A 24,847-nucleotide genomic window follows, 5' to 3' on the forward strand; every position below is an offset into this window, starting at 1 on the left:
AGGTGTTCTTTTTTCTATATGCTTTCGGTTTGGCTGTTTGCGGAAACCCATTCTTTTTGGCGGAAGGCCTTTTCCCATTTTGATACCACGATACAGGCGATCGCATGTCCCGGTACGTTCACGCCTGTTCTCGCCATGTCCATGACGCGGTCAACACCCGCGATAATGGCAACGCCTTCAGCCGGCAGTCCTACAGCATTGGCAGTCGCCAGAAGAACTACAAGCGATCCTGAGGGTACAGCTGCAATGCCTTTACTGGTCATCACAAGCACAAGCATCATGAGCAGCTGCTGGGACAATGTCATGTCTACTTGAAAGGCCTGTGCGAGAAAGATACAAGAAACCGATAAATATAAGCTGGAGCCGTCACAGTTCAATGACAAGCCGGAGGGAACGACAAATGATACCACTCGTTTGGGACAGCCGTATTTCTCCATTCTATCCATCAGCTGAGGGAGAATGGTTTCAGTGCTGGTGGTGGAAAATGCAATTAAAAACAGATCCCATATCATTTTCAATACTTCGAAATACTTAATCTGAAAGATGAGACCGACAAGCGGAAAGAGGACAAAGAGGATCAGGAACAGGCCAAGGAATACGGTGCCAACCAGCTTAAACATAGGGAGGAGGAGTTCAATGCCATATTGGCCTACAGAAGCAGCCATCAGGGCTAACACGCCGATAGGAGCAGTGACCATGACGATTTGTGTGAGCTTGAACATAATCTGAGCTGTAGATTCAAAAAACTTCATTACTGGTTCAGAAGCTTTGCCGATACCAGCTGCGGCGACACCAAATAAAATGGCGAAGAAAATAACGGCAAGCAAATCATTTCTGGCCATGACATCAATAATGTTTGTAGGGATGATATCCAGGACCATTTGCTTGAAATCAACAACTTTGTCTGTGTAGCCGGAAAGTTCATGAATATCTTTTTTTGCCAAATGGGAGAGGTCAAGCCCGACACCTGGTTTTAAGACATTCGCTAATAAAAGTCCAAGCCCTAATACCAACGTTGTAATCACTTCGAACCAAATGATCGTCTTGATGCCGAGACTGCCCATTTTTTTCATGCTTCCGCTTCCTGCGGCTCCAATGACAATGGTAGAAAATACAATCGGCACAACAATCATTTTAATCAGGCGGATAAATCCATCTCCGACAGGCCTCAGTGCCATCCCGAAATCAGGAAAAAAGTGGCCGATCACCGCGCCGACAGCCAAAGCGATTAAAATTTGAAACGCGATTAATTTTTTCAAATGAATCCCCCTTTAGAACGATAGAATGTAGGCATATTCATATCATTCGTGATTCAAATGCAAACACCTTTTTTCAAGTTATTTTATTTTGATAGCGCTTTCATTATGTTGGCGAAAAAGTCCCCCACCGCAGGGGGGACTTTTTTACTTCATTTGAATGTGCTTTAGATCTTCTTCAGAGGTATTTGTGAAAATAACCGGTGTTATGGCTGAAGCGGCATGCTGCTTGATGTAATTGAGATCAAAGGTGAGAAGCAGTTCGCCTTGTTTGACGGCTTGTCCGCTTGTGACATGTGCTTCAAAGCCTTCCCCATTCAGTTTGACGGTATCGATGCCGACATGAATCAGGATTTCAGTGCCTCCGGCGCTCATAAAGCCGATGGCGTGTTTTGTTGGAAAGATCGAGACGATCTCGCCGTCCGCAGGTGCAACGACTTTTCCTTCTGATGGAATAATCGCAAATCCCTCGCCCATCATTTTTTCTGAAAAGACTTGATCAGGCACATCCCCTAAAGAGACTGTTTCTCCTTTAATCGGATAAATAAAGGTCTCACCGGAATCGGGCTTCTGCGGTTTGTCAGTTACCGTGTCCAGCGCGGCGGCGGTGGAAGGGACGCCTCCGGCCATGATTGTTTTGATGTCGTCTTTTAAGGCATCGGACTTGGTTCCGAATATTGCTTGGAAGTTGTTGTTGACCTCCAGCACACCTACTGCACCAAGCCGTTTTAATTCATCCTTGCTGACTTGGCTTGGCTGATGAACGGTCACACGAAGCCTTGTGATACATGCATCCAGGTTAGCGATATTTTGCTGTCCGCCCAAGGCCTGCAGCACGTGAAAGGCAAGCTGGTCTTTTGCAACTGGAGCTTTCTCCTCATTCTGACCGTCTTCATCTGTCTCACGGCCGGGCGTTTTCAAATTCCATTTCAGAATCGCAAATCGGAACAAATAATAATAAATGAAAGCAAACACGATCCCGACAGGAATGACAACCCAGCCGTTTGTTGACAGTCCGTAGTTCAAGACGTAGTCAATCCCGCCGCCTGAGAACGTATAGCCGTGGCGGACATGGAATAAATCACAAACGACAAAGATGACGCCGGCAAGAATAGAGTTAATCAAATAGAGCACGGGCGCAACGAACAAGAAAGAAAACTCAACCGGCTCTGTAATTCCGGTCAGCATAGATGTGAGTGCCGCAGAAATCATCACGCCGGAGATCATTTTTTTCTTTTCCGGACGCGCGGTATGGATAATGGCAAGAGCAACGGCCGGCAGACAGAAAATCATGTAAGGGAAATCCCCCATCATAAAGCGCCCGGCTGTCGGGTCTCCCGCGAAAAACCTTGTCAGGTCGCCGGTTACGGTGTTGCCTGTTGACGGGTCTGTGTATTCTCCCATCATAAAATAGAAAGGCGTATAAAAAATATGATGCAGGCCAAAAGGAATCAGCAAACGATAGATCGTTGCATAAAAGAACAGTCCGACTGTTGAATCGGCAATTAAACTGCTGGCTGCGTTAATTCCGTTTTGGATCAGCGGCCAAACGAATGAGAAAATGACACCGATCACCAATGAACTGACGGAAGTAATAATTGGGACAAAGCGTTTTCCAGAGAAAAATCCAAGGACCGGATGCAGCTCGATTGATGAAAACCGCTTATATAAATAGGCGGCGAGAAGCCCGATAATGATTCCTCCGAAAACCCCCATATCAATCAGGTGCTCGGCTCCTTCATACGGAGGCTGAAGGCCGAGTAATTTTCCCATATTGTCGAGGGTGACGGTTAAAATTAAGTATCCGATGACAGCGGCAAGTCCGGCTACACCTTCTCCGCCGGCTAATCCGATCGCGACCCCCACGGCGAAAATCAGCGGGAGATTATCGAATACAACGCCGCCCGCATCCTTTATAATAGGAATGTTCAGTAAATCCTTGTCTCCGAAACGGAGCAAAAGACCTGCTGCCGGCAGGACGGCAACCGGAGTCATCAACGCGCGGCCAAGCTGCTGCAGAATTTGAAATGCCTTTTTAAACATGACAGTCTCCTTTTATTGTGTTATGAGAATGATGCACTCTTTAATTTTTGAGCTGCTTTATAATCGGCGATAACGGTTACATGATTGTGTTTTTGAAGAATGGAGGCTGGTACTTCTGTCGTGACAGGACCTTCAGCCATCTTTTGAATGGCGTCTGCTTTTTCCTCGCCGCTTGCTAAAAGCACAATATGTTTGCTGAATTCCATGATGGTTTTAATGCCCATTGAAATCGCGAGTCTCGGCACCAGCACCGGATCACCGCCGAAAAATCTGGCATTTGCCTGTATCGTGCTTTCCGAGAGCTTCACAACACGTGTCCGGTCTTCAAAATCAGATCCCGGTTCATTGAAACCGATATGGCCATTGGCGCCGATGCCGAGAATCTGGACATCAATGCCTCCCGCTTGGCGGATGAGATCCTCGTATACTTTGCATTCCGCCTCAAGCTGCGGATTGTCTCCTTGCGGGATATGAATATGATCAGGCTGCATATTGATATGCTGAAAAAGATGCTCATGCATAAAATGGTTATAACTTTGCGGATGAGATGGAGAGAGACCAGCGTATTCATCCAAATTAAATGTAGTAACCTTTGAAAAATCAATTTCGCCTGCCTGATAGTCTGAAATCAACTGCTTATACAAGCCGACCGGTGTGCTTCCTGTTGCCAGGCCGAGAACGGCATTTCTCTTAGCTTGCATTTGTTCTTTAATAATGGCAGCGCTTAACTTACAGAGTTCTTCGTAGTGCTCGGCGATCAGAATCTTCATGTGACACCCCCTCAAAGAGATAGACAAGCACCATATTTGTTATGACCAATTTATAATACTTGTCATTACGAATTTAGCACCGCCCTTATCAAACTGTCAATATTAATTTCTGAAAATTTGTTATAAAAGAAGGATACAAATCTTTCATATTGGGATGGCAAATGGTATTATGGTCTCAATCAAAAAGCACGGATTGCATACAGAATGGGGAGAATGAAATGACAGCTTTATATTCTGTTATCAAGTTTAAAATCATTGAGTTAATTAAATCGGGCAAATATCAGGCGAATGATCAGCTGCCGACGGAGAGTGAGTTTTGCGAACAATATGATGTCAGCAGAACAACTGTGAGACTGGCCCTTCAGCAGCTGGAGCTTGAGGGATATATTAAAAGAATTCAAGGAAAAGGGACATTTGTATCGGCGGCAAAAATACAAACGCCGATTCCGCATAAGATTACGAGCTTTGCAGAACAAATGAGAGGCCTTCGTTCTGAATCAAAAGTGCTTGAGCTTGTTGTGATTCCTGCCGATCACTCCATTGCCGAGCTTTTGAAAATGAAAGAGAATGAACCTGTCAACAAGCTTGTCAGAGTCAGATACGCCGAGGGGGAACCTTTGCAGTATCATACCTCATATATTCCCTGGAAGGCGGCACCGGGGCTGGCGCAGGAAGAATGCACCGGCTCGCTGTTTGAATTGTTAAGGACAAAATACAATATTGAAATCAGCAGGGGCACGGAATCGATCGAACCGATTTTAACGGATGAAACGATCAGCGGCCACTTATTAACCAATGTCGGAGCGCCTGCGTTTTTATCAGAATCCCTTACCTATGATAAAAATGAAGAAGTGGTGGAATATGCGCAAATTATTACCCGGGGAGACCGAACGAAATTCACCGTAGAACAGTCATATCATTCATAAAGCAATGTGTTTTAAGAAGGGAATGGTGGTTCTATGTTTTTATTTACGAATGGAAAAGTGCTGTGGGGAGCAGTGATTGCTGCATTCATCTTTTCAATTGTATTTTACCCTTTTCTGCCGACGCAGATGCCGATTCATTATGATGTTGCGAACAGTCCGGATCTGACGGTTAACAAGCTGGCGGGGACTGTGATGCTGCCTGTTTTGATGGTGGTGTTTGCATGGGCGCGGAAGATCAATTGGCAATTTGTATTCGCAGTGTATATTTTGCTGATTTGCCACATTGTCGTCCTTTGTTTAGCGATCTAAATCAAACAGCCAGATAAAACTGGCTGTTTTCTTTAATTTCAGCTTCATCTGACAATGAATGTGGTGTATAATAGCTGATGATCCTAAAGAATATTCTGAAATTTATAGGTGTGAAGCGGCGTATCATGAAAGGAAGGGCTGTATGTTTTTTGCAGCCTTAAAAAGACTGAATATTTAAACAATTATATGAAAGGTGTGCTGATTAGATTGAATAAGCTTATCGAACGAGAAAAAACTGTATATTATAAGGAAAAGCCCGACCCGTCTTCCTTGGGGTTTGGACAATATTTTACAGATTATATGTTTGTGATGGACTACGAAGAGGGAATTGGATGGCATCATCCAAGAATTGCACCGTACGCACCGCTTACGCTCGATCCGTCTTCATCTGTTTTTCATTACGGCCAGGCTGTTTTTGAAGGATTAAAAGCATACAGAACAGAGGATGGCAGGGTGCTCCTGTTCCGTCCGGATCAAAATATCAAACGGCTGAACAGATCGTGTGAGCGCATGAGCATGCCCCCTTTAGACGAAGAGCTGGTGCTTGAGGCATTGACACAATTAGTTGAGCTGGAGAAAGATTGGGTTCCAAAGAAAAAAGGAACGTCACTGTATATTCGTCCTTTTGTCATTGCCACAGAACCGAGTCTCGGTGTGAAGGCATCCAGGAGCTATACATTTATGATCGTGCTTTCGCCTGTCGGCTCCTATTATGGCGACGATCAGCTGAAGCCGGTTAGAATCTATGTCGAAGATGAGTATGTGCGGGCGGTCAACGGCGGAGTCGGATTTGCAAAAACGGCTGGGAACTATGCCGCCAGTCTTCAGGCACAGCGGAAAGCGAATGAGCTGGGCTATGACCAGGTGCTGTGGCTGGACGCCATTGAAAAGAAATATGTGGAAGAAGTAGGGAGCATGAACATCTTTTTCGTCATAAACGGGGAAGCTGTCACACCTGCTTTAAGCGGAAGCATTTTAAGCGGGGTTACACGTGCGTCTGCGATTGAACTGATTCGAAGCTGGGGCATTCCGGTTCGTGAAGAGAGAATATCGATTGATGAGGTGTATGCGGCCTCTGCACGCGGAGAATTGACAGAGGTCTTCGGCACAGGCACGGCAGCCGTCGTTACGCCTGTAGGTGAACTCAACATTCATGGAAAAACGGTGATTGTAGGCGAAGGGCAAATCGGGGAGCTATCAAAAAAGCTGTATGAAACGATAACAGATATTCAGCTTGGAAAGGTGAAAGGCCCGTTTAACTGGACAGTGGAAGTGTGAAAATCGAAAAAGAACCTGCCCGAAGGCAGGTTCTTTTTATTTTGAATGAGTCATATCAGCATTCGGCTGGCTTTTGCGGTTCTTTACATAATACATTGCATAGCAAATGGCCATAAACGGAACACCGCAATAGAGTGCGATTCTTTGATTCGGATCAAAGGCAATGCCAACAACGGAAGCCAGGCATAACAGGAACGCGGCAATCGGCACGAACGGATACAAAGGGGTTCTGTATTTCAAATCAGTAACCTTGTTTCCCGCTTCGATATAACGTTTTCTGAACATGAATTGAGAAGCAGCGATACCCATCCACACGACAACGACAGCAAAACCGGAAATCGACACGAGCACAACGTATACAGTGTCTGGCGCAAATACGCTGGACAGCAACGACAGAATGCCGCCGATCATGCTGAACACCAGCGCGTTAAAAGGGGTTCCTTTTGACGTCAGCTTTGCAAATGTCGGATGAAGCGTTTTTTCTTTTGATAAAGACCACAGCATCCGGGAAGAAGCGTAGAGTCCGGAATTAGCCGCTGACAGGATCGCTGTCAGGATAACAAAGTTCATGATATCGGCTGCGTATGGTACACCGACTCTGTCAAAGACAGCGACAAACGGGCTTTTGATGACACCTGCATCTTGAATCGGAATCAGCCCTGACAGCACAAAAATTGTTCCGACAAAGAAGAGTGAGAGACGCCAGACCGTTGTTTTAATCGCTTTTGGTATCGTCTTGTCAGGATCAACGCTTTCACCGGCTGCGATTCCGATTAGTTCCGTTCCCGAAAAGGCAAAATTGACGGACAGCATCGTCATCAAAATCGGGACAAATCCATTTGGGAAAAGCCCGCCTTCCGCCATGAAGTTGGACAGCATCGGAGCGGCTTCTCCGCCTTTGATCGGGATGATGCCGAACATGGCAGAGCCGCCTAAAAGAATAAATAATACAATGGCTAATACTTTGATGCTGGAAAACCAAAATTCTGATTCAGCGAAAAACTTGACCGAAAATGCGTTAAGCAAGAAAATGAACAGCGCAAAGACGGCACTCCACATCCAAACCGATGTATGGGGGAACCAGCGCTGCATTAACAGGCCGGCTGCTGTGAATTCTGATCCCAATGCCACGGTCCATGTCAGCCAGTATAGCCAAGCGACCGTAAATCCGGTGCCCGGCCCTATGTATTTGGCTGCATAGGTGTGAAAGGCGCCGGTCACAGGCATGGCGACTGACAGCTCACCGAGGCATAGCATGACCAGATAGACGATGCCGGCACCGACTAAGTAGGCGAGTATCGTTCCAGCCGGGCCTGCTTGCTGAATGGTATAACCTGAGCTTAAAAACAGCCCGGTTCCGATGACACCTCCCAAGGAAAGCATAAAGAGGTGCCGGCTTTTCATACTTCTCTGAAAGGTTGTCTCATTCTTGTTGTGGGCAGAGTTCATCTTTTTCCAACTTTCTATCGGCGATTTATTTCCTTCCTAATAAAAAATCTCATGTCAGGAAGTGACACGAGACTCCGGCGAACCGGCTTTAAGTTAGAATATACAAACTATTCCGATAAGTCAAGTTGTTTTTAAAGAGCGGGCCCAAGCCGCAATTTCTTGAATATCTTCGGGTTTTGTCCGGCAGCAGCCGCCAATCAGCCTCGCCCCTTTTTCATGCCAGGTGCGGGCGCTCGCCCCGTAAGATTCTGCGCATGCTGCGCCGTTCCACGTTTTTGTTTCCGGATCATATTGCTCACCTGAATTCGGGTAGACAATGATCGGTTTTGACGTGTTCTTTTTTAACTCCTCTATCAAGGAAGGGATATGCTGAAGCGGCGTGCAGTTGATGCCGAGCGCTGCAATTTGGCGGTGTTCATCAAGCCATGATGCGCAGTCAGCTGCAGGTGTTCCGTCACTGATATGCAGGCCGTCTTTAGCGCTGAAGCTGATCCATGCATACGTTTCAGGAAATTCCTTCAACAGCCGAACAATCGCTTTGGCTTCAGTCAGACACGGAATCGTTTCGCATGCCAAAACATCAGCTCCGGCTTCAATCAGCGCCTTCATCCGGGGGCGATGAAATTCAATCAGTTCATCTTCTGATATTGCGTAGTTGCCGCGATACTCAGACCCGTCTGCAAGATAAGCGCCATAAGGGCCTATAGAAGCCGCAATGATCGGTTTTGGCCGATTCAAACGGTTCTCTTCAAGCGACCAAAATTCATCACGTGCTTCAGCTGCGATGCTGACGGACAACTCGATGAGCCGGCGTGCTTCCGCTTCGCTCAGCCCGCGTGCGGCAAAGCCTTCAAATGTAGACTGATAGCTGGCAGTGATTGCACAATCGGCGCCTGCCGCGAAATAATCAGTATGAACTTGTTTAATCAGCTCCGGCTCTTCCATCAGGATTTTTGCCGACCACAGACTGTCATTCAAATCACAGCCCTTGCGTTCAAGCTCGGTCGCCATGGCGCCGTCTAGCACAATAAGCGGGTATGTATCTAGTATGTGTTGGATAGGATTCATAGAATGTACCGATGCCTTCTTTCAGATTTTTTTGAAAAAGATATGAAAATCGTAATGGAGGTTTACGTGTTTGTCAATAAACGCAAAAAGAGAAAGGTGTTCAGCCCATATGTCTGAACACCCTTTTCTTATGATATTTGTTTGTTGTGCGTGTCAGTCTTTGTGTCTGAAACCGGCCAGCACTCAATGCCATTGTGGTTTTTGAGCACATCTTTATAAAAGACCGGATCTTTGCCTGCTTTTTTCTGGCGTGTATAGTCTTTCAGCGCCGTAAAAACAACTTTTGATAGTAAGAAAATCGCGATTAAATTCACGACGACCATCAAACCCATGAACAAATCAGCAAGATCCCAGACGAGCTGGACTTTGGCAACACAGCCAAACACGATCATTGCCAGCACGCCGATACGGTAGACAAAAATCAGTTTTTTGCTTTTGTTCAAAAAGCCGATATTGGTTTCGCCATAATAATAGTTTCCAATTAGAGCACAGAATCCGAATAACAAAATCAGAATGGCGAGAAAGCCTGATGCCCATGATCCGACATGGGAGCTGAGGGAGGCTTGTGTCAAGGCGATTCCGCTCAGACCCGGAGTATGATAAGCATCCGAAAACAGGATGATAAAGGCAGTGCTTGTACAAATGACCAGTGTATCTGTCAGTACACCAAAAGCTTGGATCAGCCCCTGTTTGACGGGATGGCTTGTTGTGGCGGTGGCAGCGGCATTCGGTGCGCTTCCCATTCCCGCTTCGTTTGAAAAGATTCCCCGTCTGACGCCTTGCATGAGTGCCGCGCCCAAAGCCCCGCCGGCGGCCTGGTCAAAACCAAACGCATTTTTCACGATTAGCGCAAGCACACCTGGCAGCTGCGTAATGTTGGAGAAAATGACGAAAAACGCAACTCCGATATACAGGACAGCCAATACGACGACAATGGATTCAGCCAGCTTTGCAATGCGCTTGACTCCGCCAAAAATAATCGTGCCGAATACAGCAATTAAAATGAGTCCCAATGTCAGGCGGTTTGTGCCAAACGCGTTTTCAAAGGCAAGGCTGACTGTATTGGATTGAACCGAGTTGAAGACGATACCGAACGATAAGGTGATTAACACAGCGAACAGCGCGCCCATCCACCTTTTGTTCAGCCCTTTTTCCATGTAATAAGCCGGCCCGCCGCGGAAGCCGTTTATATCTTTTACTTTATAAATCTGAGCCAGTGTGCTTTCCACAAAGCTGGATGCTGATCCGATAATGGCGATAATCCACATCCAGAAAATTGCACCGGGCCCGCCGAGTGCAATGGCGATAGCAATGCCCGTAATATTTCCCGTTCCGACACGGGCTGCCATGCTGATGCAAAAGGCTTGAAACGGAGAAATGGTGTTTTTCGACCGGGAAGCAGCACCTTCTCTTAATACCCTGACCATTTCTTTCAGCATGCGAACCTGTAAAAACTTAAGCCTGAACGTAAAATAGATTCCCAGAGAAAGGAGCAAAACAATTAATAGCTTTGACCACAAAAGATCATTTGCAATACCGACGATATGTTCCAGGATTTGCTGCATACAATCACCTCTTTTTTCATGTTTAAAAAATGCTGAGCTCCCACTCCTGCGCCATATGCTTCAGCAGCATACCGCCAGTGAGGCTGTTGCCGTATTCATCAATGGCAGGCCCGTAAATGCCGATGCCGCATCCGGATTGAAAAGGCTGTTCTCTTCTAGCGCTTGGGGGCACCAGCGCCATGATGCCGCCGGAGACGCCGCTTTTGGCAGGCACGCCGACAAACGCCGCATATTTGCCTGAAGCGTTGTACATGCCGCACGTCAGCATTAATGCCTTGGCCAATTTTGCCACATCTTTTGGAATCACCTGCTCGCGTCGAATCGGATGATACCCGTCATGAGCAAGGATCAGGCCGATCAACGCAATGTCTTCTGTGGTGCTCTCCATAGCGCATTGCTTCAAGTACACCTCAAGTGTTTCTTCTACTTCAGCTTCTAAAAAGTTTGTTTCTTTTAAATAGTAGGCCAGCGCTCTGTTGCGGTGGGCGGTTTCCCATTCAGAACGGAATACTTCCTCATGAATTCTCGGCCGTTTTCCTATCAAAGTTTCCATCACCGAGTAAAGAAACTCGAGCTTTTCGTATGCCGATTCTCCGGGAAGAATCGAAGCGATGGTGAGGGCCCCCGCATTGATCATGGGATTGAAGGGCTTTCCCGGCTTGTTGATTTCGAGCCGAATGATTGAATTAAAGGCGTCGCCTGTCGGCTCGACATCTACGCGGTCCAGCACATAGGGAATGCCGCGGCTCATGCAGGCGGCAATAAAGCTAATCACTTTTGAAATGCTTTGCAGGGTAAAAGAGACGTTCCAGTCGCCGGCGTGTATCATCGTTCCATCAGGCTCCAATACACAGATGCCGAGCTGTGAATCATTGACTTTTCCTAAAGCGGGGATATAGTTTGCGCTTTGTCCATTGGCGGCAAAAGGGCGATAGTATTCAACCCAATCATGAAGCTGTAACGCCGTGTTTATGTCTTTCTGGTGCTCTTTTATCAATTCTTTCATCGAATTCCTCCTCACTGATTTTTTTCTTAAAGGACTGAGGTGTATCAAAACGAAGGCTAAAGGGGCGTTAAACGCTTTCATAATAGCGGAAGGTATAATTACTGTATAATGGAGACTACGGAATCATACAAAATACGACAAAAACATTTTGAAAATAAGCAGTAAGATTTATAAAAACCTCATGTTCTGGGTCAAAAGCAATTTGCAGGTTTTCTCCCGATTCCCCAAAATAAAAAGCGAGGATGTGATCAACATAAAACTGGAACGGTTTATTGAAAAAGACGGATATATACTGGCCCTCATGCTGATAACGGTGCCGCTGGCCGGTGAACTGAAATTTTATCCCCTCAATGAAGAATTCCGGGTCAGCTTTGGGGCACCGGTTTTTTTCTTCTTTTTATCGCTGTTGCGGCAAGTGCCCGCTGTGCTGCCGGGTTTTCTGACTGGAGCGGCTGTTTTCATCTTTCGCGTCTTTCTGGAATTATGGGGCGGAGGACACAATGGACTGACTCCGATTCTGTATGATCAAGCGTCTGGCTTTTTCTTTTATATGACTTACGCCTGTCTGTTTTCCATATTAAAGGCCAATCGTTTCCGTGAACGGCCGATTATGCTCGGTTTCATTGGGTTTATGATTGAAGTTGTGTCAGATTTTGTCGAGCTGGCTGTGCAATTTCTCATTTTTCATACGGTTGTCACGCCTGAGAAAATCACTGACATTGCGGTGATTGCGATTTCTCACACATTTATTGTGATGAGCTTTTATAGTGTGCTGAAGCTGTATGAAACACAATCGAGAGAAAAACAGACAAGGCAGCAGCACGAGCACATGCTGATGATCGTTTCCAATTTATATGAGGAAACGGTGCACCTAAAAAAGACATTGAAAACGACAGAGAAAGTGACAAACGATTCGTATCAGCTCTATCGGGAAATGAAGGGCAAGGATGTTCAGCTGAGCGGCAGAATCCTGAGACTGGCCGGAGAGATTCATGAAGTGAAAAAGGACAACCAGCGGATATTCGCAGGGCTTTCAAAACTGATTTCGAATGAGAGTTTGAGAGATTATATGAGGGCTTCTGATTTGCTGCAGCTCGTGATTCGAATGAATGAAAAGTACGCTGAAGCACTAGGGAAGCAGATTGATTTTTACTGCTCGATCGAGGGAGAGCATGACGAATATCACGTATTTATCGTGCTTTCGATCATTAATAATCTAACAGCAAATGCGGTAGAGGCTATGGATGAAGAGGGAATGGTCAGCCTGAGGCTCCGTAAGCCAAATGAGAGTATGGTAGAATTCCAGGTGGAAGACAATGGCCCCGGGATTTCCGAGAAAATCGGAGACATTGTGTTTGACCCGGGCTTTACTTCAAAATATGACGAATTTGGCACGCCTTCTACAGGTATCGGACTTTCCTACGTAAAGGAAATCGTGACAGAGCTAGAAGGGGATATCACGTTTGATAATCAGCAGCGGGGAGTGGTGTTTGCCATCAGGCTGCCTGTCCGGCATTTGATTCAGAAAGGGTGAACCGAAAGCTATGCGTTTTTTTATTGCAGATGATGACCGTGCGGTGCGGTCAATTTTAAGGCAGATTATTGAGGACGAAGATCTCGGGGAAGCTGTTGGTGAAGCAGACGACGGAAGCCAAGTGGAAGGGCATATGCTGCAATTTAAGCAGATTGATATTTTATTAATCGATCTGTTAATGCCCGGAAGAGACGGCATTGAGACGATTCGTCAGATCCAGAATACGTACTCCGGCAAAATCGTAATGATCTCTCAAGTGGAGGCGAAGGAAATGGTCGGGGAAGCGTACTCGCTCGGCATCGAATATTTTATCCATAAGCCGATTAACCGCATTGAAATTGTCACGGTTCTCCAAAAGGTGAAGGAGCGGATCGAGCTTGAACACTCGATTGGAGCCATTCAGCATTCTCTAAGCCGGCTTGTCAATCGGACTGAACGGAAAGCGCGTCCCCAGCAGAAGAGTGACAGCGGTTTAAAAGAGGCAGGAACATTCCTGTTGTCCGAGCTGGGCATGATGGGAGAAGGCGGCGCACATGATCTCATGGCGGTCCTGCAGTATTTAGCAGAACACGAGCAATCCGAGCCGCACGAAAAACAAAGCCCTTCGCTAAAACAAATATTCACCCAAGTAGCGGTACGGAAGCTGGGAGCAGGAGCCTCACAGACGGAAGTCAATCGCGAAATGAAAGCCTCGGAGCAGCGTATCCGCAGAGCGATTATTCATTCGCTGCACCATTTTGCTTCACTGGGCACAACTGATTTTTCGAATCCAAAATTTGAAACCTATGCATCGAAATTCTTTGATTTTCCGGTTGTCAGCCAGAAAATGAAAGAACTCCAATCCAAGGATGCAAAACCCCTTGCACCTGCTAGAATAAATATGAAAAAATTCATCCACGTGTTTTTTTTAGAAGCAAAGCTTTTGCATGAGACGATGAAACAAAGAAGGATATAAACCAAACAGCCGGCTGACCAGGCTGTTTTTTTGCTGCGCAGAATTCCGGCCGGACAGTGATTTTCCGCTTTTTTATAAAATATCAGAAAATATAGATATTGACTTATTGTTTATTTGTCTTACAATTAAACAAAAGGATATATGGGAAGGAGCGGATGTGGAAGAAAAATCAATAAAAGCGCTTACAGATAGAGGCTGTATACCCAAATAACAGGAGGTTATGTTGATGAGCCGTATCAGAAAAGCACCCGCTGGAATTTTAGGTTTTCCGGTTGCTCCTTTTAACACACAAGGAAAACTGGAGGAAGAAGCTCTTTTTCAAAACATTGAGTTTTTGCTGAATGAGGGCTTGGAAGCGATATTTATTGCTTGCGGGTCTGGTGAATTCCAATCTCTCAGCCAGAAGGAATATGAGCAAATGGTGGAAGTCGCAGTCTCGGCAGCCGGAGGAAAGGTGCCGGTCTACACGGGGGTGGGCGGCAACCTCAGCACAGCGCTTGAATGGGCGCAGCTGTCGGAGAAAAAAGGCGCCGACGGCTACTTGATCCTGCCTCCGTATTTGGTGCATGGCGAACAGGAGGGGCTGTACCAGTACGCGAAAACGATTATTGAAAGCACTGACTTGAACGCGATTCTTTATCAGCGCGATAACGCAGTTCTCTCTGTTGAACAGATCAAACGTCTGACCGAATGTGAACAGCTTGTCGGTGTCAAAGACGGGGTAGGAAATATGGATTTGAATATCAACCTCGTCTATACGATCGGCGACCGCTTGGGATGGCTCAACGGAATGCCGATGGCTGAAGTGACGATGCCGGTTTATCTGCCGATCGGGTTCCACTCTTACTCTTCAGCGATTTCAAATTATATCCCGCATATTTCGCGAATGTTCTATGATGCATTGAAAAACGGAAATGACGAGCTTGTGAAGGAACTCTATCGGCATGTGATTCTGCCGATCAACGACATTCGCAAACAACGGAAAGGCTACGCCGTATCCTTGATTAAAGCCGGTATGGAAATCATGGGTTTGAATGTAAGGAATACAGCCAGACCGCCTGTCGGCCCGGTTGAAAAAGATCATTATCAGCAATTGGAAGCAATTTTGAAGCAGGCGGCTGACCGTTTTCCGAAAAAAGCCGCGACGGTTTGACCAGAAAAAACACGAAAGGGGCAATGGGCATGTCTGTGATCACGGAACAAAACACGTACCTCAACTTTATTAACGGAGAGTGGGTTAAGTCTCAATCAGGCGATATGGTCAAGGTCGAAAACCCTGCCGATGTGAATGATATTGTCGGATATGTACAGAATTCAACGGCTGAAGATGTGGAACGTGCCGTCGCCGCCGCCAATGAAGCCAAAACGGCTTGGAGAAAGCTGACGGGTGCCGAGCGCGGCCAATACTTATACAAAACAGCGGATATCATGGAGCAGCGCTTGGAGGAAATCGCCGCCTGTGCAACGCGTGAAATGGGTAAAACATTGCCGGAAGCGAAGGGAGAAACAGCCCGGGGGATTGCCATTCTGCGCTATTATGCCGGAGAGGGCATGCGAAAAACGGGTGACGTCATTCCGTCTACTGACAAAGACGCGCTCATGTTTACCACCCGTGTTCCGCTCGGTGTGGTCGGCGTGATTTCTCCGTGGAACTTCCCAGTGGCGATTCCGATTTGGAAAATGGCGCCGGCATTGGTATACGGCAATACCGTTGTCATCAAACCGGCGACAGAAACAGCTGTGACATGCGCAAAGATCATTGCCTGCTTTGAGGAAGCGGGGCTCCCGGCAGGGGTCATCAATTTGGTGACAGGCCCGGGTTCTGTTGTCGGGCAGGGGCTTGCTGAGCATGACGGTGTAAACGCTGTTACGTTTACCGGTTCGAATCAAGTCGGAAAAATCATCGGGCAAGCCGCTTTAGCGAGGGGAGCCAAGTACCAGCTTGAGATGGGCGGCAAAAACCCTGTCATCGTAGCTGATGATGCTGACCTTGAAGCTGCGGCAGAAGCAGTCATAACGGGGGCCTTCCGTTCAACCGGCCAGAAATGCACCGCGACAAGCCGTGTCATCGTACAAAGCGGAATTTACGAGCGCTTTAAAGAAAAACTGCTCCACCGCACAAAAGATATTACAATCGGAGACAGCTTAAAAGAGGATGTCTGGATGGGACCGATTGCTAGCAAGAATCAGCTTGATAACTGCCTGTCATACATTGAGAAAGGCAAACAGGAGGGGGCTTCCCTTTTAGTAGGAGGAGAAAAGCTGGAGAACGGAAAGTATCAAAACGGCTATTATGTTCAGCCTGCCATCTTTGACAATGTGACATCTGAGATGACAATTGCCCAGGAGGAAATTTTCGGTCCGGTGATCGCCTTGATCAAGGTGGACTCGATGGAGGAGGCGCTGAACATCGCCAATGATGTGAAGTTCGGTTTAAGTGCATCCATCTTCACGGAAAACATCGGCCGAATGCTTTCTTTCATTGATGAAATCGATGCCGGACTGGTTCGGATCAATGCAGAAAGCGCAGGTGTTGAGCTGCAGGCGCCTTTTGGCGGCATGAAGCAGTCGAGCTCCCACTCCCGAGAACAGGGTGAGGCAGCGAAGGACTTTTTCACAGCGATCAAAACCGTTTTTGTGAAGCCGTAATGGTGCTGGAAAGAGACGTGCGTCTCTTTCCCGGCTTTATCACAGCCAGCATATGATTCTCTACTTTGAAAAGGAGAAGATACTATGAAAAAAGACTTTGCGAATGTTAGACCGGCGGGCAAAAAAACGTCCGTGCGCTGGTTCATCGTGTTTATGCTGTTTCTTGTGACCTCTATTAACTACGCGGATCGAGCGACGCTTTCCATCACCGGAGATTCCGTCCAGCACGATTTGGGATTGGACTCGGTCGCCATGGGATATGTCTTTTCTGCCTTTGGCTGGGCCTATGTCATCGGACAGCTTCCGGGCGGCTGGCTGCTGGACCGTTTTGGTTCAAAGACTATCATTGCGTTAAGCATCTTTTTCTGGTCGTTTTTTACGCTGCTGCAAGGGGCGATTGGCTTTTTCTCCGCCGGCACAGCGATTATCCTGCTGTTTGCACTGCGTTTTCTGGTTGGTTTATCAGAAGCGCCTTCATTTCCCGGAAACGGCAGAGTTGTTGCCTCATGGTTTCCAAGCTCCGAGCGCGGGACAGCTTCAGCCTTTTTTAATTCAGCACAATACTTCGCAATCGTCATTTTTTCTCCTTTAATGGGCTGGCTTACCCACTCTTTCGGCTGGCATTCCGTCTTCGTTGTCATGGGTATTGCGGGCATTGTTCTGGCTGTCATCTGGCTAAAAACGGTGTATGAACCGAAAAAACACCCAAAGGTTAATGAAGCTGAGCTTGCGTACATCGAACAGGGCGGCGGGCTGATTTCCATGGATGACAGTAAAAGCAAACAAGAAACAGAATCGAAATGGCCTTATATCAAACAGCTGTTAACGAACCGCATGCTGATTGGTGTGTACATCGCGCAATACTGTATTACGACTCTCACCTATTTCTTTCTCACATGGTTTCCGGTATATTTGGTTCAGGCCCGCGGCATGTCTATTCTTGAAGCTGGGTTTGTCGCTTCCCTGCCGGCGCTGTGCGGATTTGCCGGCGGCGTCCTTGGGGGCATTGTGTCAGACATCTTACTCAAAAAAGGCCGTTCACTGACCTTTGCAAGAAAAGTGCCAATCATTGCCGGCATGCTGCTGTCTTGCAGTATGATTGTCTGCAACTACACAGATTCAGCATGGCTCGTCGTTGTCATTATGTCGCTCGCGTTTTTCGGAAAAGGCTTCGGCGCATTGGGTTGGGCTGTCGTGTCGGACACGTCTCCGAAAGAATGTGCAGGATTAAGCGGCGGTTTGTTCAACACTTTCGGGAATATTGCCTCAATTACAACACCGATTATTATCGGATACATTGTCAATGCCACTGGATCTTTCAATGGCGCGCTTGTGTTTGTCGGCGCTAACGCGATTGCGGCGATCCTCAGCTATTTGCTGCTGGTCGGGCCGATCAAACGGGTCGTGTTAAAGAAACAAGAACAAGACCCCGATCAATCGTTGCCTGTCTAATATTTATGAAAGCGCTTTATAAAGGGAGGAAAATGCATGAGTTCACCGATACAAGAGCAGGTTCAAAAAGAAAAAAGATCGAATATTCCCTCAATTTCTGAAATGAAGGTGATTCCTGTTGCGGGACATGACAGCATGCTGCTGAATCTAAGTGGAGCACACAGCCCGTTTTTTACCCGGAATATCGTAATCTTAACAGACAGCAGCGGAAATCAGGGAGTCGGCGAGGTGCCTGGCGGAGAGCATATTCGCCGCACACTGGAGCTGTCAGAGCCGCTTGTTGTCGGAAAATCTATCGGTGCGTACCAGGCGATATTGCAAACGGTCAGAAAGCAGTTTGGCGATCAGGACAGGGGAGGGCGAGGAAACCAGACGTTTGATTTGCGCACCACTGTGCACGCCGTCACCGCACTGGAAGCGGCTTTGTTAGATTTGCTTGGAAAGTTTCTTCAGGAACCGGTCGCGGCTTTGCTGGGCGAAGGGAAGCAGCGTGATGAAGTAAAAATGCTCGGTTACCTCTTTTACATCGGCGACCGAAATCGGACGACCTTGCCGTATCAAAGCGATGAGCAGTCAGATTGTGCCTGGTTCCGTCTGCGCCATGAGGAAGCGCTGACGCCGGAGGCCATTGTGCGTCTTGCCGAATCCGCACAGGAGCGCTATGGCTTTCAGGATTTCAAGCTGAAAGGCGGGGTGCTGCGGGGAGAAGAGGAAATCGAAGCTGTTACCGCATTATCGAAACGTTTTCCAGAGGCAAGGATCACTCTTGATCCGAACGGGGCATGGTCATTAGAGGAAGCTATTGCATTATGCAAAGGAAAGCAAGATGTGCTCGCATATGCGGAAGATCCGTGCGGGGATGAGAATGGCTACTCCGCTCGTGAAGTAATGGCTGAATTCCGCCGCGCGACAGGGCTTCCGACTGCGACAAATATGATTGCGACTGACTGGCGGGAAATGGGTCACGCGATTCAGCTCCATGCGGTCGATATACCGCTGGCTGATCCGCATTTTTGGACGATGCAAGGGTCGGTGCGGGTTGCGCAAATGTGCCATGATTGGGGTTTGACATGGGGCTCGCATTCCAACAACCACTTTGATATTTCCCTTGCGATGTTTACCCATGTGGCAGCCGCGGCTCCGGGGCGGATCACGGCGATTGATACCCATTGGATCTGGCAGGACGGGCAGCGATTAACGAAACAGCCTTTTGAGATTTCTTCTGGCTGTGTCAAGGTGCCGGATAAGCCTGGACTAGGCGTCGATATTGATATGGAACAAGTGGAAAAAGCGCATGAGATCTATCGGAAAATGAATTTAGGCGCACGGAATGACGCGATCCCAATGCAGTTCCTGATCAGCAACTGGGAATTTGACCGGAAGCGTCCATGTCTTGTGCGATAAGTTTGATTGTAAATATTGTCATATCCACTATTTTGTCTTACAATTGAACAACTGAAGGGAGAGTTGTTCGTGTACGAAGGTTTAGAGGATTTGAAAGTCGATACAGTCAATCGGAAAACATTAGCCAAGCAGGTCATCGAACGGATTGTCCATTTATTATCGAGCGGACAGTTGAGGGCCGGAGACAAATTGCCGACAGAAATGGAACTGATGGACATTTTGCATGTCAGCAGGCCGGTGCTTCGGGAGGCACTCAGTTCACTTGAAACGCTGGGCGTCATTACGAGAAAAACACGAGGGGGCACATATTTCAACGATAAAATCGGCATGCAGCCGTTTTCCGTCATGCTTGCCTTGGCCACTGATAATCTTCCGGCTATCATTGAAGCGCGGATGGCGCTAGAACTCGGACTCGTGACAATTGCCGCGGAAAAAATCAATGAGGAAGAGCTTCAGCGTTTGCAGAAGACGATCGACGATATTGCCAACAGCACTGACAATCTTTATGGTGAAGCGGATAAAGAGTTCCATCGAATTATTGCGTTAAGCGCTAATAACCCCGTCGTTGAAGGGATGATTCAGTCCCTGCTGATTACCCATGCGAAAATTGACAGCCAAATTCCGTACAGGGAGAGAGATGTAACTGTCGAATATCACAAAAAAATCTACGACGCCCTTGCCAAAAGAGATCCGTACAAAGCACATTACCACATGTATGAACATCTGAAATTTGTCCGTGACAAAATTTTAAAAGGAATGGATGAAAAATAATGGTGAGCAACCGCAGTTGAAACGTAAGAGCTGCGGTTTTTTTAAAACCAATTTAGAAAACGCTTACTAAGATATGAGGAGTGATTTTCATATGGCGATGAACCTCAGGAAGAACCAAGCGCCCCTTTACATCAAAGTGCATGAAATAGATAACACCGCGATTATTGTAAATGATGGAGGACTGCCAAAGGGCACTGTTTTCTCATGCGGGCTCGTACTTGAAGAGGATGTTCCTCAAGGCCATAAGGTGGCCCTCACCGATCTCAATCAAGGGGACGAGATCGTGCGTTACGGAGAGGTAATTGGATTTGCTGATGAGACGATCAAGCGCGGAAGCTGGATACGGGAATCCCTTGTGAGAATGCCCGATCCCCCGGCGTTAGGCGATCTTCCTCTCGCAAACAGAGTGCCGAAGCCGCTGCCCCCTCTTGAAGGCTATACGTTTGAAGGATACCGAAATGCGGACGGCAGTGCGGGGACAAAAAATATTCTCGGCATCACGACAAGTGTTCAATGTGTTGTTGGCGTTTTGGATTATGCAGTCAAACGAATAAAAGAAGAGCTGCTGCCGAAATACCCAAATGTCGATGACGTTGTGCCGCTGCATCATCAATACGGATGCGGCGTGGCGATCAATGCGCCCGACGCTGTTATTCCGATCCGCACCATTCAAAATCTCGCGAAGCATCCGAACTTCGGCGGAGAAGTAATGGTAATCGGTTTGGGATGTGAAAAGCTCCTCCCGGAAAGAATTGCCTCCGAAAATGATGATGACATTCTATCGCTCCAGGATCACCGAGGTTTTGCGGCGATGATCCAATCCATTTTGGAAATGGCGGAGGAACGGTTAATCAGGCTGAACAGAAGAACCCGGGTGTCATGCCCTGTTTCGGATCTGGTTATCGGCCTGCAATGCGGCGGCAGTGATGCGTTTTCCGGCGTGACGGCGAACCCTGCCGTGGGGTATGCGGCTGATTTATTGGTTCGCGCAGGTGCAACGGTTTTGTTTTCTGAAGTGACAGAGGTGCGGGATGCCATTCATTTATTAACGCCGCGGGCTGTCAGTGAAGAGGTCGGACAATCGCTGATCGAAGAGATGAAGTGGTATGACAGCTATCTCCGGCGGGGAGACGCAGACCGAAGCGCAAACCCGTCACCAGGCAATAAAAAAGGCGGATTATCCAATGTGGTGGAAAAAGCGTTAGGCTCGGTAGCGAAATCAGGCACAAGCCCCATCTCCGGCGTGCTCGGCCCTGGTGAAAGAGCAGAGCAAAAAGGCCTGCTGTTCGCGGCGACACCGGCAAGCGATTTTGTGTGCGGTACCCTGCAGCTGGCTGCGGGCATGAATCTGCAGGTGTTTACGACAGGAAGGGGAACACCATACGGCCTTGCTGCTGCACCGGTGCTGAAAGTATCTACACGGCATTCCTTATCAGAGCATTGGGCGGATTTAATCGATATCAATGCCGGCCGAATCGCGACAGGAGAGGCCAGTATCGAAGACGTAGGCTGGGAGATCTTCAGGACGATTTTGGATGTGGCAAGCGGCCGCAAACAAACGTGGGCAGACCGTTGGGGTCTTCATAATGATTTGTGCTTGTTTAATCCTGCTCCAGTGACTTGATTCATTGTTCTAGAAGATCGAAATTGGAATATGATAATTTACGTACAAAGAACGGAGGGGTTACAGCATGGCATTCATTAGATTCCGAGTGACAAGAATTCAATAGTGAACAACTCTCGCCTGAATGCGAGAGAATCGGGATGAATCCGCCTATGTATGAGCCCTTATATGGTTATCAAAAAAGAGGGTGGCGTGCCTGCCCTTTTTTTGTGCCTTCTAGCATCCCTTCTCTCTACTGCAGGCCGGAGCATGATAAGGGGGAAATGGGATGACAAACCTTAACGAAAAACAGCTTATCACTGAGATTGTCGGGCTTGCACGCAGCCAAGGTTTGACGGTTCATTCTGAGAACGCGCAATTGAATGAAACCGGAATGGACTTTCAAGTTGTATTTGCCAAGGACGACACAGGTATGCCATGGGTGCTGCGAAAACCGCGGCGAAGTGATGTTGTGGAAAGAGCATCTGCAGAAGGCATAACGCTTGCCTTTCTCCGCGCGAATCTGACTGCTGATGTGCCGGATTGGAGAATTCATACACCGGAATTGATCGCTTACCCCATGTTAAAAGGAACGCCGGCTGCTGGAATTGACTTGGAACAAAAGCAATATGTATGGAATATGGATCATCAGCCGCCGTCAGACGACTTTGTCCGCACACTTGCCGACATACTGGCTGAATTACATGGCACGGATCAAATATCTGCTGGGCAATCCGGAATAGAAGTGATAAGGCCAGAAGATTTCAGGCAAATGACAGCAGACTCTATGGTTGATGTGAAGAATAAGCTTGGCGTATCTACGACGCTTTGGGAAAGATGGCAAAAGTGGATAGATGATGATGCATACTGGCCGGGTTTCTCTTCTTTGATACACGGCGATCTCCACCCGCCGCATATCCTTATCGATCAAAATGGACGTGTCACAGGAATTCTGGATTGGACAGAAGCGAAGGTTGCTGACCCAGCTAAGGATTTTGTTCTTTATCAAACCATTTTCGGAGAAAAAGAAACTGCCCGTTTGCTTGAATACTATGATCAAGCAGGCGGCCGGAAATGGGCAAAAATGCAGGAACACATCTCAGAGATGCAAGCGGCATACCCGTTGGAAATAGCTAAATTCGCTCTGCAAACACAGCAGGAGGAGCACGTCAATATGGCGCTAGAAGCACTCGGTGTAACATCGGATTAAGAATTGACTTCGTTTCATGAACCGAGTATTATAAACTCTACAAATAATAGAACGGATCAACAATCGTGAGGAAGAGCAAGTACGTGTCAGAATGGAGGTTCAGAGAGTCGGTGGCAGGTGTGAACCGATCCTCCCCTGATGCCGAATGGGCTTCTGAATTGCTTTGCTGAACGGATAGTAGGCGATGCCGGGTTTCTCTCCCCGTTACCAAGAGAGGAGTATCGAAACATAGGTTTTCTGTACTTAGAGTGAATGGCTGTATAGCTGTTAATAAAGGTGGTACCGCGAGACCCTCGTCCTTTGCATAGGACGGGGGTTTTTTGTGTTTCTTAAAGGAGGTGACGGCCAATGGACGATGGCTGGTGGTGGCATAGCAGATGAGTTAGAAAGGAGGATATCAAATGGTCATTGCAACTGATGATCTTGAGGTCGCATGTCCTAAATGTGAAAGAGCGGGAGAAATCGAAGGAACACCTTGCCCGGCCTGCAGCGGAAAAGGTGTTATTCTGACTGCTCAAGGATATACGCTTCTGGATTTTATCCAAAAGCATTTGAATAAGTAAAGGAGAAAAGCTGAGCTGAGATGAGAGCAGAAGAGCAGAGTAAGATTCGTGAGGCCGCAGCAGGTACGATTTTTTTGCTGATCGGAACAGTTTGTTTTGCGTCTAAATCGATTTGGATAAAATGGGCATACCAAATGGGTGCTGAGCCAGATGCCGTGCTGCTATACAGGCAGCTGCTGGCTGTTCCGCTGTTTTGGCTGATTTTTTTAATATACCGACCTCCAATGCCAGACGGTAAGAAAAAAGGAGACCTATGGAAGGCTTGTGGCGCGGGAGTGTTTTGTTTTTTTCTGTCTCCCTTGCTTGATTTTATCGGGCTGAACCATGTATCCGCAATGGTTGAACGTATATTGCTGATGAGCTATCCGTTGTTTGTGTTTGGATTCACCGCGTGTCGTGACCGGAAAATGTCCTCAATTCAGGACTTTTTCGCAGTTCTGGCGGTCATGTTTGGGCTTTTCTTGGCGCTGGGCGGCTGGAATGCTGAGCTTTTCCAGGCGAATATGATTGGAGCTGTATTCATTTTGTTATCTTCGGCCGTCTATGCTGGTTATCTTGTCCTTTCCGGGCATCTCGTCCATCAAATCGGGGGTATCCGTCTCAATGCATACGGGATGACAGCTGCTGGAGCTGCCATGATGCTTTACACAGGGATAAAATCGGCGGCTGGCATGAATACGCCAATGGCAGCATATCCGCTTTCTATGTATGGTTTGTTCGCGGTAATTGCAGTCGTTACCACAGTGATTCCATTTGTGCTAATGCTTGAGGGCATAAAACGAATCGGGGCACAGCGAGCCGCCGCCATTTCAATGGCAGGGCCTATCCTGACGATTTTCTATGGAGCTTTATTTCTCGGTGAACGGCTCGGGCTTATTCAAGTCATTGGATGCGCTGCCGTATTCTTTGTCATTACGGGCATAGAATACAGGAAGCTGAAAACAGGAAAAAAAGAATAATTTTTATAAAACACACACGTTTTTCAATTACAATAAGTGTAATTACGTGTGTGTTTTTTGATTTTGTAAAGGTTAGG

The 24,847-nt window shown here is 47.4% G+C and carries 21 protein-coding genes and 1 other annotated feature; of the genes, 14 read left to right on the forward strand and 7 right to left on the reverse strand.

Annotation, left to right across the window (positions count from 1 at the left end; genetic code table 11):
• Positions 1–14: 14 nt before the first annotated feature.
• From gltP to nagB, 3 genes are all read right to left on the reverse strand, one after another.
• Positions 15–1,259 carry a glutamate-aspartate/proton symporter GltP gene (gene gltP / locus WA279_RS07675; protein WP_014478694.1) on the reverse strand — a complete coding sequence of 415 codons (1,245 nt, stop codon included), beginning with the start codon at positions 1,257–1,259 and terminating at the stop codon, positions 15–17.
• A 144-nt stretch (positions 1,260–1,403) separates the two neighbouring features.
• Positions 1,404–3,299 (reverse strand): glucose-specific PTS transporter subunit IIBC, encoded by a 1,896-nt coding sequence (gene ptsG, locus WA279_RS07680; protein WP_144483739.1) that lies wholly within the window; start codon positions 3,297–3,299, stop codon positions 1,404–1,406.
• Positions 3,300–3,319: 20 nt separating this feature from the next.
• Positions 3,320–4,069, reverse strand: a complete 750-nt coding sequence (gene nagB / locus WA279_RS07685; protein ID WP_336154906.1) for a glucosamine-6-phosphate deaminase — start codon at positions 4,067–4,069, stop codon at positions 3,320–3,322.
• A 218-nt stretch (positions 4,070–4,287) separates the two neighbouring features.
• Between nagB and gamR the strand changes: the two genes are divergently transcribed.
• The 3 genes from gamR to WA279_RS07700 all read left to right on the forward strand — a co-directional run bounded on the left by gamR (position 4,288) and on the right by WA279_RS07700 (position 6,582).
• Entirely contained in the window at positions 4,288–4,995 is a 708-nt protein-coding gene (gene gamR, locus WA279_RS07690) for a transcriptional regulator GamR (RefSeq protein ID WP_003234841.1), read from the forward strand.
• A gap of 33 nt (positions 4,996–5,028) precedes the next feature.
• Entirely contained in the window at positions 5,029–5,304 is a 276-nt protein-coding gene (locus WA279_RS07695) for a DUF1648 domain-containing protein (RefSeq protein ID WP_336154908.1), read from the forward strand.
• Positions 5,305–5,511: 207 nt separating this feature from the next.
• Complete coding sequence (locus WA279_RS07700; RefSeq protein ID WP_336154910.1) at positions 5,512–6,582, forward strand: branched-chain amino acid aminotransferase; 1,071 nt, start codon at positions 5,512–5,514, stop codon at positions 6,580–6,582.
• Between the two features lie 36 nt (positions 6,583–6,618).
• Here WA279_RS07700 and mmuP read toward each other — a convergent pair whose 3' ends face one another.
• From mmuP to WA279_RS07720, 4 genes are all read right to left on the reverse strand, one after another.
• Positions 6,619–8,031, reverse strand: a complete 1,413-nt coding sequence (gene mmuP / locus WA279_RS07705) for an S-methylmethionine permease (protein ID WP_251187318.1) — start codon at positions 8,029–8,031, stop codon at positions 6,619–6,621.
• Positions 8,032–8,151: 120 nt separating this feature from the next.
• The gene (gene mmuM, locus WA279_RS07710) at positions 8,152–9,099 is read right to left on the reverse strand and encodes a homocysteine S-methyltransferase (RefSeq protein WP_336154911.1); all 948 of its coding nucleotides are present in this window, start codon (positions 9,097–9,099) and stop codon (positions 8,152–8,154) included.
• Positions 9,100–9,227: 128 nt separating this feature from the next.
• On the reverse strand, positions 9,228–10,664 hold the full coding sequence (locus WA279_RS07715; RefSeq protein WP_251187316.1) for an alanine/glycine:cation symporter family protein: 1,437 nt from the start codon (positions 10,662–10,664) through the stop codon (positions 9,228–9,230).
• 22 nt (positions 10,665–10,686) lie between these two features.
• Positions 10,687–11,670 (reverse strand): glutaminase, encoded by a 984-nt coding sequence (locus WA279_RS07720; RefSeq protein WP_128992359.1) that lies wholly within the window; start codon positions 11,668–11,670, stop codon positions 10,687–10,689.
• Positions 11,671–11,971: 301 nt separating this feature from the next.
• Here WA279_RS07720 and glnK point away from each other — a divergent pair, with 301 nt between their 5' ends.
• The 11 genes from glnK (at position 11,972) to WA279_RS07775 (ending at position 24,770) form a co-directional block, all read left to right on the forward strand.
• Entirely contained in the window at positions 11,972–13,204 is a 1,233-nt protein-coding gene (glnK, locus tag WA279_RS07725; RefSeq protein WP_336155213.1) for a two-component system sensor histidine kinase GlnK, read from the forward strand.
• Between the two features lie 10 nt (positions 13,205–13,214).
• Positions 13,215–14,159: a glutamine utilization two-component system response regulator GlnL gene (gene glnL / locus WA279_RS07730; protein ID WP_326210756.1), complete on the forward strand. Its 945-nt coding sequence runs from the start codon at positions 13,215–13,217 to the stop codon at positions 14,157–14,159.
• 226 nt (positions 14,160–14,385) lie between these two features.
• Complete coding sequence (gene kdgD / locus WA279_RS07735) at positions 14,386–15,312, forward strand: 5-dehydro-4-deoxyglucarate dehydratase (RefSeq protein WP_336154915.1); 927 nt, start codon at positions 14,386–14,388, stop codon at positions 15,310–15,312.
• Between the two features lie 29 nt (positions 15,313–15,341).
• Entirely contained in the window at positions 15,342–16,808 is a 1,467-nt protein-coding gene (gene gucD, locus WA279_RS07740) for an alpha-ketoglutaric semialdehyde dehydrogenase GucD (protein ID WP_336154917.1), read from the forward strand.
• 84 nt (positions 16,809–16,892) lie between these two features.
• Positions 16,893–18,260, forward strand: a complete 1,368-nt coding sequence (gene gudP / locus WA279_RS07745; protein WP_336154919.1) for a glucarate transporter GudP — start codon at positions 16,893–16,895, stop codon at positions 18,258–18,260.
• A 36-nt stretch (positions 18,261–18,296) separates the two neighbouring features.
• Positions 18,297–19,664 carry a glucarate dehydratase gene (gene gudD, locus WA279_RS07750; RefSeq protein WP_003234816.1) on the forward strand — a complete coding sequence of 456 codons (1,368 nt, stop codon included), beginning with the start codon at positions 18,297–18,299 and terminating at the stop codon, positions 19,662–19,664.
• 69 nt (positions 19,665–19,733) lie between these two features.
• On the forward strand, positions 19,734–20,435 hold the full coding sequence (locus tag WA279_RS07755; protein ID WP_003234813.1) for a FadR/GntR family transcriptional regulator: 702 nt from the start codon (positions 19,734–19,736) through the stop codon (positions 20,433–20,435).
• Positions 20,436–20,526: 91 nt separating this feature from the next.
• Entirely contained in the window at positions 20,527–22,059 is a 1,533-nt protein-coding gene (gene garD / locus WA279_RS07760; protein WP_336154920.1) for a galactarate dehydratase, read from the forward strand.
• A gap of 268 nt (positions 22,060–22,327) precedes the next feature.
• On the forward strand, positions 22,328–23,248 hold the full coding sequence (gene mphK, locus WA279_RS07765) for a macrolide 2'-phosphotransferase MphK (RefSeq protein WP_336154923.1): 921 nt from the start codon (positions 22,328–22,330) through the stop codon (positions 23,246–23,248).
• Positions 23,249–23,304: 56 nt separating this feature from the next.
• Positions 23,305–23,552 (forward strand) — a binding site (T-box leader).
• Between the two features lie 97 nt (positions 23,553–23,649).
• Entirely contained in the window at positions 23,650–23,811 is a 162-nt protein-coding gene (gene rtpA, locus WA279_RS07770; RefSeq protein WP_003234807.1) for an anti-TRAP regulator, read from the forward strand.
• A 20-nt stretch (positions 23,812–23,831) separates the two neighbouring features.
• Positions 23,832–24,770, forward strand: a complete 939-nt coding sequence (locus tag WA279_RS07775) for a DMT family transporter (protein WP_251187311.1) — start codon at positions 23,832–23,834, stop codon at positions 24,768–24,770.
• Positions 24,771–24,847: the final 77 nt, after the last annotated feature.

The sequence above is a fragment of the Bacillus sp. 204(2023) genome, from assembly GCF_037027505.1.
Lineage (GTDB): Bacteria > Bacillota > Bacilli > Bacillales > Bacillaceae > Bacillus > Bacillus subtilis.

What these genes read in the sequence shown, in the direction of transcription:
- ptsG (WP_144483739.1), bottom strand. Translation starts at nt 3,299, where the DNA reads ATGTTTAAAAAGGCATTTCAAATTCTGCAGCAGCTTGGCCGCGCGTTG.
- nagB (WP_336154906.1), bottom strand. Translation starts at nt 4,069, where the DNA reads ATGAAGATTCTGATCGCCGAGCACTACGAAGAACTCTGTAAGTTAAGC.
- gamR (WP_003234841.1), top strand. Translation starts at nt 4,288, where the DNA reads ATGACAGCTTTATATTCTGTTATCAAGTTTAAAATCATTGAGTTAATT.
- WA279_RS07695 (WP_336154908.1), top strand. Translation starts at nt 5,029, where the DNA reads ATGTTTTTATTTACGAATGGAAAAGTGCTGTGGGGAGCAGTGATTGCT.
- mmuP (WP_251187318.1), bottom strand. Translation starts at nt 8,031, where the DNA reads ATGAACTCTGCCCACAACAAGAATGAGACAACCTTTCAGAGAAGTATG.
- mmuM (WP_336154911.1), bottom strand. Translation starts at nt 9,099, where the DNA reads ATGAATCCTATCCAACACATACTAGATACATACCCGCTTATTGTGCTA.
- WA279_RS07715 (WP_251187316.1), bottom strand. Translation starts at nt 10,664, where the DNA reads ATGCAGCAAATCCTGGAACATATCGTCGGTATTGCAAATGATCTTTTG.
- WA279_RS07720 (WP_128992359.1), bottom strand. Translation starts at nt 11,670, where the DNA reads ATGAAAGAATTGATAAAAGAGCACCAGAAAGACATAAACACGGCGTTA.
- glnK (WP_336155213.1), top strand. Translation starts at nt 11,972, where the DNA reads ATGCTGATAACGGTGCCGCTGGCCGGTGAACTGAAATTTTATCCCCTC.
- glnL (WP_326210756.1), top strand. Translation starts at nt 13,215, where the DNA reads ATGCGTTTTTTTATTGCAGATGATGACCGTGCGGTGCGGTCAATTTTA.
- kdgD (WP_336154915.1), top strand. Translation starts at nt 14,386, where the DNA reads ATGAGCCGTATCAGAAAAGCACCCGCTGGAATTTTAGGTTTTCCGGTT.
- gucD (WP_336154917.1), top strand. Translation starts at nt 15,342, where the DNA reads ATGTCTGTGATCACGGAACAAAACACGTACCTCAACTTTATTAACGGA.
- gudP (WP_336154919.1), top strand. Translation starts at nt 16,893, where the DNA reads ATGAAAAAAGACTTTGCGAATGTTAGACCGGCGGGCAAAAAAACGTCC.
- gudD (WP_003234816.1), top strand. Translation starts at nt 18,297, where the DNA reads ATGAGTTCACCGATACAAGAGCAGGTTCAAAAAGAAAAAAGATCGAAT.
- garD (WP_336154920.1), top strand. Translation starts at nt 20,527, where the DNA reads ATGGCGATGAACCTCAGGAAGAACCAAGCGCCCCTTTACATCAAAGTG.
- mphK (WP_336154923.1), top strand. Translation starts at nt 22,328, where the DNA reads ATGACAAACCTTAACGAAAAACAGCTTATCACTGAGATTGTCGGGCTT.
- rtpA (WP_003234807.1), top strand. Translation starts at nt 23,650, where the DNA reads ATGGTCATTGCAACTGATGATCTTGAGGTCGCATGTCCTAAATGTGAA.
- WA279_RS07775 (WP_251187311.1), top strand. Translation starts at nt 23,832, where the DNA reads ATGAGAGCAGAAGAGCAGAGTAAGATTCGTGAGGCCGCAGCAGGTACG.